Annotated in this window: 10 protein-coding genes and 1 pseudogene; 8 read left to right on the forward strand and 3 right to left on the reverse strand. The window is 47.5% G+C overall.

What is annotated here, in order from left to right; genetic code table 11:
- On the reverse strand, positions 1-3,870 hold the full coding sequence (locus E0496_RS21695; protein ID WP_241674925.1) for a glycosyl hydrolase family 18 protein: 3,870 nt from the start codon (positions 3,868-3,870) through the stop codon (positions 1-3).
- A gap of 476 nt (positions 3,871-4,346) precedes the next feature.
- Between E0496_RS21695 and E0496_RS21700 the strand changes: the two genes are divergently transcribed.
- From E0496_RS21700 to E0496_RS21715, 4 genes and pseudogenes are all read left to right on the forward strand, one after another.
- Entirely contained in the window at positions 4,347-4,823 is a 477-nt protein-coding gene (locus E0496_RS21700) for a GCN5 family acetyltransferase (RefSeq protein WP_141503885.1), read from the forward strand.
- Positions 4,824-4,878: 55 nt separating this feature from the next.
- Positions 4,879-6,021 (forward strand): annotated as a pseudogene (locus tag E0496_RS21705) (DEAD/DEAH box helicase); the annotation flags it as partial.
- Positions 6,022-6,092: 71 nt separating this feature from the next.
- The gene (locus E0496_RS21710; RefSeq protein ID WP_141503886.1) at positions 6,093-6,380 is read left to right on the forward strand and encodes a hypothetical protein; all 288 of its coding nucleotides are present in this window, start codon (positions 6,093-6,095) and stop codon (positions 6,378-6,380) included.
- A 109-nt stretch (positions 6,381-6,489) separates the two neighbouring features.
- Positions 6,490-7,368, forward strand: coding sequence for a glycerophosphodiester phosphodiesterase (locus tag E0496_RS21715; RefSeq protein WP_141503887.1), 879 nt, complete (start codon positions 6,490-6,492; stop codon positions 7,366-7,368).
- A 2-nt stretch (positions 7,369-7,370) separates the two neighbouring features.
- Here E0496_RS21715 and E0496_RS21720 read toward each other — a convergent pair whose 3' ends face one another.
- Complete coding sequence (locus E0496_RS21720) at positions 7,371-8,198, reverse strand: AraC family transcriptional regulator (RefSeq protein ID WP_161601516.1); 828 nt, start codon at positions 8,196-8,198, stop codon at positions 7,371-7,373.
- 119 nt (positions 8,199-8,317) lie between these two features.
- On the opposite strand from E0496_RS21720, the gene E0496_RS21725 reads away from it, so the two are divergent.
- Positions 8,318-10,021: a glycoside hydrolase family 2 TIM barrel-domain containing protein gene (locus tag E0496_RS21725; protein ID WP_141503889.1), complete on the forward strand. Its 1,704-nt coding sequence runs from the start codon at positions 8,318-8,320 to the stop codon at positions 10,019-10,021.
- 229 nt (positions 10,022-10,250) lie between these two features.
- Here the strand turns inward: E0496_RS21725 and E0496_RS36245 are convergent, their stop codons facing one another.
- Entirely contained in the window at positions 10,251-10,430 is a 180-nt protein-coding gene (locus E0496_RS36245; protein ID WP_206669831.1) for a hypothetical protein, read from the reverse strand.
- 227 nt (positions 10,431-10,657) lie between these two features.
- On the opposite strand from E0496_RS36245, the gene E0496_RS21735 reads away from it, so the two are divergent.
- From E0496_RS21735 to E0496_RS21745, 3 genes are read left to right on the forward strand one after another with little or no spacing between them, the layout of a single operon-like run.
- Positions 10,658-12,523, forward strand: coding sequence for a DUF2075 domain-containing protein (locus tag E0496_RS21735; protein WP_206669832.1), 1,866 nt, complete (start codon positions 10,658-10,660; stop codon positions 12,521-12,523).
- 22 nt (positions 12,524-12,545) lie between these two features.
- Positions 12,546-12,872, forward strand: a complete 327-nt coding sequence (locus E0496_RS21740) for a nucleoside triphosphate pyrophosphohydrolase (protein ID WP_141503890.1) — start codon at positions 12,546-12,548, stop codon at positions 12,870-12,872.
- Complete coding sequence (locus tag E0496_RS21745; protein ID WP_141503891.1) at positions 12,865-15,303, forward strand: DEAD/DEAH box helicase family protein; 2,439 nt, start codon at positions 12,865-12,867, stop codon at positions 15,301-15,303. The genes E0496_RS21740 and E0496_RS21745 overlap by 8 nt, the downstream gene beginning before the upstream one ends.
- Positions 15,304-15,581 lie beyond the last annotated feature (278 nt).

Below are 15,581 nucleotides of genomic sequence, written 5' to 3' on the forward strand. Positions count from 1 at the left end.
CTACGTTAATTTAAGCGAATCCAGCAGTCTCATTACCGTTACCGCGGCTTGCGCTTTGGTCACCTTGGACAACGAATCAAACGCAGTAGGGGAGACGCCTAGCATAATCTGCTGCTCCACGACCAAAGCAACCGAGGCCTTCGCATAACCGGAAATCTTTGCGTGGTCCTTAAAGCGGCTGAGCGTAGCTAGGTCCGCTTGACCGCTCTGGCCTGCGTAATGCAAAGCATTGGCCAAAATAACGGCTAAATCCTGGCGCGTAATGGTGCCGTTTGGATTAAACGTTGTATTGCTGGTCCCTTTAATAAGTCCGAGCTTCTTCGCAGCCACAATGTCCCCGGCATACTTGGATGTTGCATCTACGTCATGGAAAGGTTGGCTTGCGATATCCGGCAAGATGCCCAGCCCTTTGACGATGATCGATATCAGCTCTGCACGGGTAATCGCACTGTTAACGCCGAACCGATCCGCCGTTTCACCGGACACGATCAGCTTGGCAGTTGCACGCTCGACATCCTTGCGCGCCCATTCCGCCGTTACGTCCTTGAAGTTGAAATTGGATTCTAGGATCGTATAGACACTGTTGCCGTTGCGGCTTAATTCTGCCGTTACCGTTCCGTCCGTGTTGCTTTTGAATTTAGTTGGAACAGAGCGGAAGGTACCCGTCTCAGGATGGTAAACGACGCCTGTGGCGCGGCTGATGTTCACGTCTTTGCCGTTTAAGGTAAAGCTTCTGCTAAACGGATGCTTGCCGAAATTGGTGATTTCCGCATAGGTTTGATCAGCCTTGAGCTGTTCGATTTTGAAGTCAATCGGCGCTGTAAGGAGCTTCAGCCCGCTTTTCTCCGACAAAGCAGTAATCTGATCAATGACGCTCGCCTCTGGCGAACTAATTGTAATTCGAATGTCAGCGGAAAGATGGACGGCATGAATTGGAATGCTGTAGGAGATGCCGTTCCATAGAATCGTAAGCGCGGCATGGTCTCCTTTTTTGGCAATTGCCTCAATCACCGCCTTGGAGACAAGGATGCCTGCTTGCTTGGCTTCATTGCCTATCTTTACAGTGAAAGCAGCGGAGCTTGAAGCCTCAATGGTCTTCACAGCGGTATCGCTCTGCACAGTCACCGTCCATTTGCTGCCGTCTTTTGTAATTGTGGTATCGAGTTCATCCTTGTCTCTGCTTGGCGTTACAACCGATCCTCCGCCGCCTCCGGATGGAGGGGCAGCTGTTGTCGTCACGGAAAGCACAGGACTAGCTGCGGATACTTTCACAATGTGCTCTCCTTCTTTCACAGTGGCCAGCACATGAATCTTATAGCTCGTGCCAGAGATCAGCGAGCCTATCGTATATTTCGTGTCGCTGGTGTGGCCAATAAACTGCTGATTAACGAATACCTCATAATCGTTGGCTCCCAGCGCGGCATCCCATTGGATGTGAATCGCATTTTGCTCCGTTGCAGCTGCGATCAGCTTAGCTGGCGCTGGCAAGGCAGACGCGTCTACGACGCCGTCAATCGGCAAATCATGCACCAACTGAGTGGCGAGCGTCAGATTGCGGTCGCCGCTGTTGTCCCAGCTCATGACGCCCGCCAAGTTGAGCGACTTCACGAGAGAAGCATTGTACTTCATCGAGGTTTGATCATTATAGGTAATGAAGGTTTGAGTCTCGCTATTGTACAAGTAAGCAACCTTAGACGCTTCATTCCAGTGACGGACGAAGCCGTTTTTGTTCACGAAATTATTTTCCAAATCGGAATAATCGAAAATGCCCTTCTCCCACGATCCTGCCGGGATATCGGTACAGGTCGCGTATTCGCCGTTATCCGGGCAGCCGCTCCAAGCCTTGCCATAGAACGGAATGCCAAGCACAAGCTTGTGCTCAGGCACGCCGCCGCTTAGATGGCCGAGTACGCCGCCAGTCACATTGTTCCGTGGCGCGGTATCCTTCGGATGGTTCTTGTCTGCGTAGAGCGGAGCGTTGTGATGGGCAAGCAGCTCCCAGCTTCCGCTGTAGTCGTAAGTCATAATGTTAATAAAGTCCAAAGCGTTCGATGCATTCGCAAGATCGGCGTTTACGACAAAGTTATCGCCTTGGCCGGATGCGATCGTCAGCAAATAATATTTGCCGTCCTCGGTGCCTGCCGCATCCAAAGCTTCGCGAATCGTTTGCATCGTAAGTTTGAAGTTTTCTTTATCCTCTGGGCGATGGATGTTGTGCGTTTCTCCGCCCTCTACCGGGTATTCCCAGTCAATATCGACGCCGTCGAGCTGGTATTCGCGAAGGAACTTGACGGTGGAGTCAGCGAATAGGCGACGGGTTTCTTCGGTGGCAGCCATGTTGGAGAAGTTTTTGGACCAGGACCAGCCGCCGACCGAAATCATCATTTTCAGATGCGGATTGCTCTCTTTGATCGTTGCGAACGTTGCAAAATTGCTCAAATCAAACTCTTGGTCGCCTACGACAATCTCCCCGTCATAGACATAATCCTTTTGCAGCGGGATATTCTCGTTCTGGCAGGCGGTTGCGCCTGTGCCATACTTCTTCCAGCACAGATCGGCAAATGCGTAATTGATATGGGTCACTTGTGAAACGTCGACGTCCGTGGGCTTGTAATTGCGCCCAGTCTCATAGACGGACCATGAGCTGTAATACGTTACGATGTTATAATCGCTGCCCGGAACGGCTGTTAGCTTAGCGCTTTCGGGTGATTCCCACAGATTGTTCTTGGCAACTACGGCAAAGGAGTAAGCTTGGCCCTCCGTTAAGCCAGTAGCCGCATAGCGGTTCGTATCACTAGTGCCTACTTGCTGTCCATCTTGGAAAATCGCATAGCTGGTGGCGCCCGGTGTCGGGGCCCAGCCTAGCGCAACCGTCGTACGGTTGGCCGTTACGATCTGGACATCGCGCGGAGCGAGAAGCTCGCCCCAAGTGAGGGCTACCGCATTGCTGTTCGCGGATACCTTCTTGTTGACGGAATTCTGTGCGCCGACTTCAAAATAAACCGAACCGGCTACCGTCTGTTCTTCGGAGAGCGTGTAAGTAACCGTATTGGAGCCGTCCCATACGCCGCTTTTCCAGCCGCCGTCCACGTACAGGTCATAGCCGTCTGCGCCGGGGCTACCGGTCCATTTTAAAGTGACGCTCGAATCGGTTACCGATGACACCTTCAAATGCTGCGGAGGCGTTAATGGAGGCTCCGCGTATTCGCTCTCATCTTCCGTTGTCGTGAATGTCACGAGATTGCTTTTTTGCTCAGGCGTCAGGTTTGCCGCTTGTATGCCGTCAGGTCCGACATAAAAAGTATAGGTGGTATTGGCTTCTAGGCCGCCAACGGTTTGCGCGCCGTCATTCGCCCATAAAATGTATTTGTTGTTTACGTCCCATATCCAATAATGCGCGATACCGGGAGCGGGGTCCCATGCCAATGAAACGGTGTTATGAGTAACATCCAGCACGGTTAAATTTCTGGCGCCAACGGCTGGAGGGGCTACGACTTCGCCATCGGGGGTAGTAAATTCGATGATATTGCTCTTATGCGCTTTCGTTGCGGGCCTCTCGTACCAGGTGACGTACATCCGATAGGTCGTATTGGGCTTCAGCTTATCAAAGGTGCGGGAACCGCTGTTGCCCCAGTCTAAATATTCATTATTGTCCGCATTCCATACATCAATATCGTTAATATCAGGGTTGATATCCCATTTAATCGTTGCGCCAGTAGCCGTGATGGAATCTTGGGCTACTCTAAGGTTTTGCGGGGCAGCGGGGTCTGCTAGCGCGGGAGCGCCGCCGTCCTCGGCATAAGACACGGAGGCATTCAATAAGGGGATAAACAAAAGAACGAAGCTGAGCATAAGGGCGTAAAATTTCATATTCTTCTTTTGGGCCAAAAAACTCACCATATCACCTCAATTATTCATATTCGAACATTGCAGTAGCCTTTGGGAATAAAGGTCTGGGTGCCGGTGTTTGATCATGGTGGGGTGCTGCGGGGCTGCAAATGGATAGCAGCAAAAGTCCATCCTTATGGCGATAGAGCTTCGTTGAATCTGCACCTCCCTTGCGAGATTTATTAAGATTTTGTGTACCTACTATAATCATGAGTCGAACCGCGTAGGTTGGGAAGGGGGATATTTCCATTTCACAGGGGGTAAAATTTGACCATAGCTTGCACGACTGGGATCGTATGGAAGCGATATTTACTAGTTGACAGCGCTGATTTATGGTAAGATGGCTAAGGACAATAGAATATACAACAACCAATAGAAGAAGCTGGGAACGAAGCAGTACCCTTGCTTCTTTTTATTTAGAGACGGTATATGCTTCAAGAAGCAAAAGGAGATCAGGAATGTCTACGATTATAGCTAGACCCTTTGATGAAGAAATGCAAGCCGCGCTTGGCGAGATCGTCACCGCTTATCATGCGGCTGAGCTGAGCAAGCGGGAGCAAGCGGAGCTGCCGGAAGAGATTTATCTCATAGAAGCTGAAGAGACGATGGTCGGCTACGGCGTTATCTGGGAGTACGAGAACGGGAAGCAGCTCATCCAGAAGGCCGAGAAGGACTATTTTAGCGATGATGAGAAATATCTGCAGAAGGACTTCTATATCGAAATTAAGAACAAGAAGGATTTTATTTTTATAGAAGCGCTGGATGTGCTCAAGGAATATGAAGGCAAGGGCTATGCGGCCTCCTTTACGAACTGGCTGAAAGCGAAATATCCTGGCAAAAAAATGTACGTATACACACTAGGTGTAACGCGTAATTTTTGGTATAAACAAGGCTTTGAAGTGCTCGGCCAAACGGCATGGATGACCTTTAATTAAGTGAAAACAGGCTACAGGCATTAGAATTCGTGTGTTGCAAAATGAAGGAGACAAAATGACATTTAACGACCTTAAGCTTTCACCGGCGATATTAAAAGCGCTGGACAAAGAAAACTACACCTCACCGACACCCATTCAGGAGCAGGCGATTCCAGTCGTATTGACCGGCAAGGATCTATTCGGCTGCGCCCAGACGGGAACGGGGAAGACGGCAGCTTTTTCATTGCCAATCGTTCAGCTGCTGAGCGAGCAGCAGGGCAAGCCGCAAGGCGTGCGCCGTACGCGCTCCCTGATTTTGACGCCTACGCGGGAGCTCGCTTTGCAAATTTTGGAAAATATTCAAGCCTACAGCCAGTTTACGGATCTGCGTTCGGTCGCAATCGTGGGCGGCGTCTCACAAAAAGCGCAGGAGCGGTCGCTTGAACGCGGCGCAGATGTTATAATAGCTACGCCGGGCAGGCTGATTGATCTGATCAATCAGAAGTTTGTGAACCTGCAGCATGTGCAAATTCTCGTGCTTGACGAAGCGGACCGGATGCTCGATATGGGCTTTATCCACGACGTGAAGAGAATTATCACCAAAATGCCTAGCAAAAAACAAACGTTATTTTTCTCGGCTACGATGCCGCCGGAAATTTCCAAGCTGGTCAAAGCGCTGCTGGTCAACCCCGTGAAAGTAGAAATTACGCCTGCTTCCTCCACGGTGGATCGAATCGCTCAATCTGTGTATCATGTAGAGAAAAGCGATAAGCAGGGCTTGCTGAACCATTTGCTGGAGGATCCCTCCATCGTGTCGGCGCTCGTATTTACCCGTACGAAGCATGGGGCTGACCGCGTGGTGCGCGGATTGAATAAAGTGAACATTACGGCGCAAGCCATTCACGGCAACAAATCACAGAACTCCCGCCAAAATGCGCTAAGCAGCTTCAAAAGCGGAGCAACACGAGTATTGGTAGCCACGGATATCGCAGCAAGAGGAATCGATGTCGATGAGCTTTCCCATGTGATCAATTTCAACCTGCCGAACATCCCGGAAACGTACGTTCACCGCATTGGAAGAACGGGCAGAGCCGGTTTGAGCGGTATCGCGATCTCTTTCTGCGAGTCGGAGGAATTGCCATATTTGAAGGACATTCAGAAAATGATCAAAAAAACGATTCCCGTAGTGACGGACCAATCGGATCCGATGCTAATAAGCTAAGATGACGTTACAATAGCAAGAACAGTTTAACTAAAACTAGGGGTGATCGTCTGAGAAAGCAAAAGCCAATGTCATTTGAGGATTTATTGAAAGAGCTGCAAGGTCAGAAAACGATTCAGGAGGATCCGGACCATGTCTCCTTGGAGGCGTTGTTTAACGGAGCGTTCATGAGCAAGCACTCGAACTGGAACAGCTTTGGCGAGTTTCTGGAGAAGGGCAACTTCCAAGTTCAGACACGCGAGGATATTAAAGATATTCCGGATGAGCTCTTTGACCGCCACGTAGCCAGAGAAACGAAGTTCGATAACTGGCAGTCGATGCTGGATACAGCTACATCGGAGTATTCGGCGAAATAATCGTGTGCACAATTAGAAAGGAATGACCCCCATGCGGAGGTTGTTCCTTTTTTTTGTTTCGTTTGCAGCGGCGCGTGTTTAAAGTAGTAGGACTACAGGAGGTGGAAGCATGAGCAGACTAAAAACAGCTTATTTTTGGCGCAGGGCAGGATTGCTCTTGATCGTGTCTGGCTGCGCGGTGCTGATCGTCTCCGCGGCCAATCCGAATACGCCTGAAGGGTTTCTTGTCATTGCGCATCGAGGCGCTTCCGGCAACGAGCCTGAGAATACGATGGCCGCCTTTGAGGAGGCCGAACGTTTGGGCTCCGATTACATCGAGTTTGACGTGCAGCTGAGCAAGGACAGGGAGCTCGTGGTCATACATGACGATACCGTGGACCGCACGACAGAGCATACAGGCCCAGTGGATGAATATACGCTTGGGGAGCTGGAAGAGATGGATGCGCCCGCAGGCAAAACGACGGATACCGACGACGAGGCCACGAACCTCGTATCGTTCGAGGCCGTCATGGAGCGCTTCGCAGGCAAAATGGGCATGCTCATTGAGGTGAAGGAGTCGCCGAATGAGCCGGGCGTAGAAGAGAAGGTCGCGAACGTGGTGCGTCAATACGAGTTCCGCTTAAACTATACCGCGTTTGGCCAAGCGGGCAGCATTCATGGGATGAAGAAGCTGAAAAACACCGCCGCCATCATGATCGAGTCCTACGATTTCGAATCGACGCGCCTGATTCACTCCCTGCTGCCGGACGTTCCGGTTGCAGCGCTGATCCACGAGGACAAGCATCCTCTGTCTGATGAGGTGCTCGATGAGCTTACCTCCTATGCCGCTTATATCAACTACACGCAAGACCTGCTGGATGAAGAGATCGTCAAGAAAATTCATGATCGCAACCGGAAGGTCATTGCTTGGACGATCCAAAGCGACGAGCAATTAGTGCGGATGAAGCAGCTTGGCGTCGATGGCGTCATTACGGATTATCCCGGGTGAGGTCAGGACGGGCGCTCCGATTTGTTCATGGCCCGAAAGCGAGCAGGGGCGATCCCGTTCCAGACGCGAAACATTTTGCCAAAATGAAATTCATCCGCAAATCCGCACGCATCCGCGATCACCTTCATCGGCTCATCCGTCAGGAGCAGCAGCGTCTTCGCTTGTTCGTTTCGAACCTTATTCAAATAAGCTTTGGGCGAGAGGCCGGTATGCTTGATGAACATTTTGCGTAATTGGGAGACGGAAATGCTAAGGTCGCGGGCCAGCTCCTCCAGCCGAATCGGCTGATGATAGCTCGTTTCCATCCAAAGCTTCGCTTTCTGGAAGGCTCTCAGGTAAGGATTCTGGGATATGTTCGTATCTTTCATAAAATAAATCAAACGCGACAGCACATACTGGAATTCGGCTTGCCGCTCATGGGGATCGGTCCCTTGGATCGACCAGATGCGGGAGAACTGCGATTCAAGCCAATCCGCCTGCTCAGGCGAGTACGACTTATAGAAAGGCACATGCAGCGAATCAACAGGGATGGGCTTCTGCCATTGATCTATTTCATAAGGGATATCGAGCACATCAAACAGCAGCATCCGAATACATAGCGGCTTGTCCACAGAGGAAAACATCGTTAGCGGAAAACCATGCTTCAAATACAATAAGTCCCCCGCCTTCACATGCAGCTGCTCCTCCTCAAATCCATGGAGAAAGTCGCCTTCACCGCTTTGAATCCAATAGAGCGAATGCACATCCGTCGTGTTGCGAATATCTTTCCAGCCCGGAACAGGCGGTTTCTCATAGGAAAGCCGATGATGGTAAAGCCGGTGGTTATTCATGTTAAAAGAACACCATCCTTGTAGCGATTTTGACAAAGGGTGATCAGGTTTATCCATTCAAGCAGGCTCATCATTTATGATACGCTTTACGAAGCATACATGAAAGGGGCTTGATTGTTGTGATACGAGCTTTTCAGCAGCATAGTCTGCGGGCTACAAGGCTTTTGGATGGATTATGGGATTTCATCACCGATTCTGATAATAAAGGCATGGAAGAGGGTTGGGCCTCATCATTTCCGGAAGGGTCCAGGAAGCATGTTGTTCCATCCTGTTGGAATAATGAATTGGGGACTTATGATTATATTGGCGCAGTTTGGTACCGTACTTATTTTGATAACTTGCAGGAAGCGAATATTCGCTTGGTGTTTGAAGGCATCCTTCATCATGCGGATGTGTACGTGGACGGCCAGCATATCGGCTATCATTTTGGCGGCTTTACGTCGTTCTCTGTCGTTCTGCCCCATCTGGCTCAAGGCAAGCATGAGCTCGTGATTCGCGTAGATAACACGGTTGACTGGCAAACCTTGCCGACGGATATTGCGGACTGGCATTCCTATGGGGGGATTATTCGTTCTATTGAGCTGCAGGAGCTGCCGGATGTGTACATCGATTCCATGAAAATCGATTATCAGCTAAAGGATGCTGCCGCAGATATTCAACTGCAGGTTCAGCTTCGATCACTTAGCAAGGAAGCTTGCCAGGTGGAGGTTCAAGCTTCCACAGAGGGACTTTCTCTTTCGTCGCAGGTTGATGTTGCTGCTGGAGATGCAGCTACGCTGACGCTTCAAGGGAAGCTGGAGAACGTTCGCAGGTGGGAGGTAGGTGAGCCCGCGCTTTATACGTTCACCGTTCAGGCGGGGGAGGACGATCTTATCGATCGGACGGGCTTCCGCACGGTTGAAGTGCAGGGTAGCGACATACTGCTGAATGGGAAGAAGGTCTATCTTCAAGGGGTGAATCGGCATGAGGAGCATCCGGAGTGGGGATTTGCGTTCCCGCCGAAGCTGATGCTGAAGGATCTTGATATTTTGACCGACATGGGCTGCAATATCGTGCGAGGCTCGCATTACCCGCAGAGCCAGTTCTGGATCGACTTGCTCGATGAGCATGGCATGCTGCTCTGGAGCGAGATACCGATGTGGGGCTGTTTTATGAGCAGGGAGACGCTCGCCAGCCCGATATTTATCGAACGTGGCATCCATATGCTGGAGGAGATGATCACCCGTGACTATCATCACCCATCGATTATTTTCTGGGGCGCCCACAATGAGATCGATACGCGGATGGAGGAAGCGCTGGAGCTGACGAAAGCCTTCGTCGGCAAAATCCGCAGCATGGACAGCAGCAGGCTCGTCACCTATGCAACTATGCATCCGGAGGAGGATATCGTGCTGTCCTACTTCGATGTAATCGGCATTAATAAATATTATGGCTGGTACGAGGGCAGCGTCGATGGCTTCAGCACGATGCTGAAGAATTATTATACGAATGCGGAGAAGCAAGGCGCTGGCGGCAAGCCTGTCATCATGAGCGAGTTCGGCGCGGCGGGGATCTTCGGCGATGCCGGCTGGGAGCCGCGCTTGTTCAGCGAAGACTACCAGGCGGATGTGGTGACGCGTGCGTTGAAAATATTCCGCGACGATCCGCGCATTGTCGGCACGCTCATTTGGCACTTCGCTGATATTCGCGTTGATGTGCGAAGCGACAGGCCTTACTTCCGCGATCGCGCGCGGAGCTTTAATAACAAGGGTTTGCTGAGCGAGTATCGCAAGCCGAAGCTGGCTTATCGATTGGTGAAGGAGATTTATCGGTCGGAGCGGTGAGGGGATGGGAGTACGAGCTTAGGAGCGTAAGAGCATAAGAGATTAAGGGAATAGGGATAAGAAGGTAGGGACGGTAGGGACTCATTCTAGGGGATGAGTCTTTTTTCTGTGCTGAACTGTTTTCATATCTCCGCCTCTACTCTAGCACCATTTACAAGCTTCTAGCATTTGATATAGAGAAGTTTAAGAGGAATGAGGTGTTCGATATGGCTTGTGTAAAAGCTGTTCGTCAGCCTGATTTAGTGTTAATCACTTGGTCAAGAAATCCCCTTGTCCCCGGCTCCGCACGCAGAATAATTTCTGTACGTGTGATTGGCAGCGCTGAGCCCTGCAAAGCAACATTAGTGCCCAATGGTTTGCTCAGCGCAGCTTTGGCCTGCTTGCTAGACGATTTCAAAATCGTGTACAAGAAAAAAACGTCCAATGTAAGCGGCTATTTGTTGCTTCAGCGGTTTCGGAATCGTTAAGGGAGGAGCAGCTGGGGCTGCTTCTTTTTTTTGTGGGTAAGGGGGTTATGAGAAAACTATTTAAGCAGGACCCAGTACCTAGTTTGTCGAAAGATACCATATATATGTTTAATATTCTCATATTGCTCTCTACTAAATAATAGATCTACTAACATAAGAAGGTGACTAGGTGATTGTATACAGTAGCTCTGTTGAAGAATTTAAAAAAGCGGTTGATGATAATCAAATCGCTATTAACATTGAATTGGCATTCATTGAGAAATTAGGTAAACGTCCTTCCCCTTCGGAATGGCGATCATGGAACAATTCTATGCAATTTATGGAGCGCATCATACGCAATTCAAATGTTGCGGACGATTGCGGGGTTATGATTGAATATAACATTCCAAGTACAAGTAAAAGAGTAGACTTTATTATCGCAGGTAAGGATGAGATGCAGCATAAAAATTTTATCATTGTTGAACTAAAGCAATGGGAGGAAGCATGGTCTACAGATAAAGAGGATATCGTTAAAACCTCTATAAATGGTGGAATTAGAGAAACAACCCATCCTTCTTATCAAGCCTGGTCATATAGACAGTTTATACTGGATATGAATTCTGCTGTATACGACAAAGAAGTGACCGCACATTCCGTGGCATTTTTGCATAACTATCGTGAGAAGACACCGGAACCATTAAAGGCTGAACAGTATGAAAAGACCATACTGGAAGCTCCGTTGTTTTTACAACACGAAACAAAAAAGCTGCAACAATTTATTTTTAAATATGTGGGTAGAGGAGATGGAGTTCAACTTCTTTATGATATTGAAGCTGGAAGGATAACACCTTCTAAAATATTAATTGATCATATAAATGCATTATTTGAAGGTAATTCTGAGTTTGTTTTATTGGACGAACAAAAAATTGCTTATGAAACAATTGTATCTTTAGCAAAGAAGCAAGATAAGAAGCGAACCATCATAATAAATGGTGGACCAGGTACCGGGAAGTCAGTTATATCTATGAATTCCCTTGGAGGCTTATTACGTAATAACTTGAATACCAAATTTGTAGCACCTAATTCATCATTTAGAAATGTAATGGTTGAAATGCTTACAAAGCAGAGTTCAAGGTCAAAGATGCGAACCAAAAGCTTGTTTATGGGCTCAGGTAGTTTTGTGGAAACGGAAGAAAATCAATTCGATGTATTAATTGTAGATGAAGCACACCGCTTAAAGGGAAAAGGAAGTTATATGTATAGAGGAGTAAATCAAGTTGAGGATATCATAAAAAGCGCTAGAACGAGTGTTTTTTTTATCGATGACAATCAAAGAATTCGACCAGATGATATCGGTACGAATGAAGAGATCAAACGAATTGCTATGAAAGAGAATAGTGAGATCCATGAATATACTTTGCAAGCACAGTTTAGATGTGCAGGTGCAGAAGGTTATTTAAACTGGATTGATGATTTGCTGAAAATTCGAGATACGGGTAATTTTAATGGGTGGGATCAAGAATCTTTTGATTTTCGATTGGTAGACTCTCCTCATCGGTTGTATGATCTCATTAAAGATAAACAAATGAAAGGTCATAAAGCAAGGATATTGGCAGGCTATGCATGGGACTGGACTGCGCCTAAGCAGGGAAATACAAACGGACAAATATCGGATGTTAAATTGGACGAGTATGATTTTAGATTGCCATGGAATGGTTATGCAATCCGAGAGTCATGGGCAATTCATCCCGATGGTATTAATCAGGTAGGTTGTGTCCATACAACACAAGGACTTGAATTTGATTACGTTGGAGTTATTATTGGTTACGACTTAAAGTACAATGTTGAGTCTGGAGAATTAAGCTCTAATTATACAGACTATAAAGATAAAACTGGAAAGAAAGGTCTTAAAAACAATCCAGAAAAACTTAATGCTCTTGTCAAAAATATTTATAAGGTACTTATGTCTCGCGGAATGAAAGGATGTTACATATTCTGCAGGGATGAATCACTTCAAAGATACTTTATGGATAAGTTTACTCAGACATTAATTTAAGAATAATAATGGGAGGCAAGCCATGCCAATCTATAATAAATTAGTGCGTGATCGTATACCGGAAATTATACAGAAGCAAGGTTTATCTTATGATACAAGAATATTAGATTCTAATGAGTATCTTTCGGAGCTAAGCAAAAAACTTCGGGAAGAGACATATGAGTTCTTTGCAGCAAATAACAGCGCTGAAGCGGTAGAGGAGCTAGCAGATATAATGGAGCTCCTTCATGCACTTGCAGAAGCTCACGGCGTGACGGTAGAAGAGCTGGAGCGAATACGCGCAGAGAAAGCAGACAAGCGAGGCGGTTTTAAAGAGCGAGTCTTTCTGATCGAGGTGGAGGATGCCTGACGTAAAGCTCATTACGGAAAATTTGGCGGATGAGCTGATTCCGAGTATTGGAAAAGCATCTGGCATTTATATTTTGACTTCATTTGTAATGGATTCTGGTGTAAGGCTCTTGTCGCCGTATCTGCGGGAGGCAATGGATCGGGGAGCAGAGGTCAAGTTGCTGGCGGGTGACTATTTATTCGTCTCGCAGCCGGAAGCCCTGAAATCATTGTTGAACATTCACCCGGATATTGAAGCGAGATTATGGAGGAGCCAAGGGGCTTCCTTTCATCCAAAAGCATACCTATTTGATTATGGTGACGGACAAGGACAGTTCATTGTGGGCTCGTCCAATTTGTCGTTGTCTGCTTTTCGTATGGGCGTGGAATGGAACCTTGCTGTAAACGCCAAGGCCGAGCCCTTCACGTTCCGACGGGCGCTGGACAACTTTATGAAAAACTTCTATCACGAGTTTACTCAGCCTTTAAACGAAACTACGATAGCTTATTATGAAACTGCCTATAAGGCTTATCATCAAAAATATCCAGAGCTCGTTCAAGTGATAACGGAAATGGAAGAGTCGGAGCTCATGCTCCCCCATAAGGAGAGTAAGCAGGAGGATGTTGGGGCTAATGGGGATTCAATCGTCATATCTCCAAGACCAGCCCAGCAAGGGGCGCTGGAAGCTCTTGATAACACCTATGCCGAGGGATATGAAAAAGCGATGGTTGTCATGGCTACAGGACTCGGGAAAACGTACCTGGCTGGCTTTTTTGCCAAAGAAAGATTTAAGCGGGTTCTGTTTGTTGCCCACCGAGAAGAAATACTTAACCAAGCTAAACATTCATTTCTGCATATTATGCCGGACAAAACGGCTGGATTATATAATGGTTCAGACAAGGAAACCGAAACGGATTTCATATTTGCCTCTATTTATACGTTAAGTACCAAGATGCATCGCGAGCGCTTTGAACAAGCGGCTTTTGATCTCATTGTAATCGATGAATTTCATCATGCGGCGGCAAAATCGTACCAGACGGTGCTTTCTTATTTTCAGCCCAAGTTCCTTCTTGGCATAACCGCAACGCCTGATCGTATGGATGGGAAGGACGTTTATGCTATTTGTGATGGGAACGTCGCCTATCAGTTGCATTTTATCGAGGCTATACAAAAAGGCTGGCTTTCGCCATTCCGCTACTACGGTATATTTGATGCTACGGACTATTCTCAGCTTACTTGGCTCGGAACAAAGTATGATGAAGAAGAGCTCCTTGCCGTTCAGCTTCGAGAGGATATGGCTATCCAAATTTACAAAGCTTGGCAGCGACATAAGCAGACACGAACGATTGCATTTTGCTCGTCGATTATGCAGGCTAATTTTTTATCGGATTACTTTATGAGACAGGGCGTGGCAAGTCTGAGCTTGCACTCTGGCACTCGTTCTATGAGCAGGCAGGAAGCGATACGCAGGCTGGATCATGGTGAACTCCACGTGATTTTTACGGTAGATCTGTTTAACGAAGGTGTAGATATTCCCTCTGTGGATACACTCCTTTTTGTCAGGCCTACTCAATCGCTTACGGTATTTACGCAGCAGGTAGGAAGAGGATTAAGGCTGCATGCGAACAAGCAGTATTGCGCAATCATCGATCTGATTGGAAACTATCGCAATGCGGATATTAAGCTGAGTTTGTTTGATTCGAGGGAAATAGAAGCTGCTGTTGGAAAAAGAGGAAACGTGGTTCCTATCCCTCCAGCAGGGAGTGTGATGGAACTAGAAACTGGCGTAGTTGACATGCTGGATGAGCTGTCTCGTAAGAAGCAGCCCCGCAAGGACAAGCTGCGCAGCGATTATTTTGAAGTGAAGGAAGAAGTGGGTCACAGACCGCATTATCTGGAGCTGCACTTATTAGGGAAAGCAAGTAGCAAGGAATATCGCCAAGAATTCGGTTCTTATTTCGGTTTTCTTTACTGTTGCAAGGAACTGGATGTGTATGAGGAGTCTGTCTATGTGCGGTATGAACGTTGGTTCAAGGAAGTAGAAACAACGGGAATGACCAAGAGCTATAAAATGGTGCTGCTGCTCGCCATGTTGGAGCGAGGTGCAAAAGACTGGTTTAAGTCCATGACAGCACGTGAGGCTGCTCCTTTTTTTCATCATTATTTGACCGAAAAGGAATATCGGAGAAAGATCGACTTTTCCGATAAAGACAAGCAGGGGCTACAGGAATTTAATGAGGAAAAGGTTGCTTCGATCATCGCAGATATGCCTATGACAAAATGGAGTGGAAGCTCAAAGGGACTGATTACCTTTAACAATGGGGTGTTTGAGCCGCAGCTGGAGCTTGAACCTGAGCATGTTGATTTGTTATTTGCTTGGACTAAGGAGATTTGTGAGTATCGGCTTCATGGGTATTTTGAGAGGAAGGCTATGATGAATGGGAGATCGTGATTTATTGAGGGGATGATAAACAAACAAGATGAAGAATCTCGAATCTATGAGAATCTATTAATATTGAGAAGAAGCTCAATAGATCTCCCAATCCTGAGGACTTTTTCTGAACAAGTTTGGATTGGAATTATTGAAAGGAACTACATCGTTGCTCTTAAGCCCCCTAATTGGATTGGAGTCATCAATGTGCAATAAGGTACACTATTGATGAGGGGGAATGAAGCGTATGAAAAGCAATATTCTTTATGATGAGCAGCGTATTAAGGTAGCTCAGGAGG

Source organism: Paenibacillus luteus (genome assembly GCF_006542765.1).
Classification (GTDB): Bacteria; Bacillota; Bacilli; order Paenibacillales; family Paenibacillaceae; genus Pristimantibacillus; species Pristimantibacillus luteus.

What these genes read in the sequence shown, in the direction of transcription:
- E0496_RS21700 (WP_141503885.1), top strand. Translation starts at nt 4,347, where the DNA reads ATGTCTACGATTATAGCTAGACCCTTTGATGAAGAAATGCAAGCCGCG.
- E0496_RS21715 (WP_141503887.1), top strand. Translation starts at nt 6,490, where the DNA reads ATGAGCAGACTAAAAACAGCTTATTTTTGGCGCAGGGCAGGATTGCTC.
- E0496_RS21720 (WP_161601516.1), bottom strand. Translation starts at nt 8,198, where the DNA reads ATGAATAACCACCGGCTTTACCATCATCGGCTTTCCTATGAGAAACCG.
- E0496_RS21740 (WP_141503890.1), top strand. Translation starts at nt 12,546, where the DNA reads ATGCCAATCTATAATAAATTAGTGCGTGATCGTATACCGGAAATTATA.
- E0496_RS21710 (WP_141503886.1), top strand. Translation starts at nt 6,093, where the DNA reads ATGTCATTTGAGGATTTATTGAAAGAGCTGCAAGGTCAGAAAACGATT.
- E0496_RS21695 (WP_241674925.1), bottom strand. Translation starts at nt 3,870, where the DNA reads ATGAAATTTTACGCCCTTATGCTCAGCTTCGTTCTTTTGTTTATCCCC.
- E0496_RS21745 (WP_141503891.1), top strand. Translation starts at nt 12,865, where the DNA reads ATGCCTGACGTAAAGCTCATTACGGAAAATTTGGCGGATGAGCTGATT.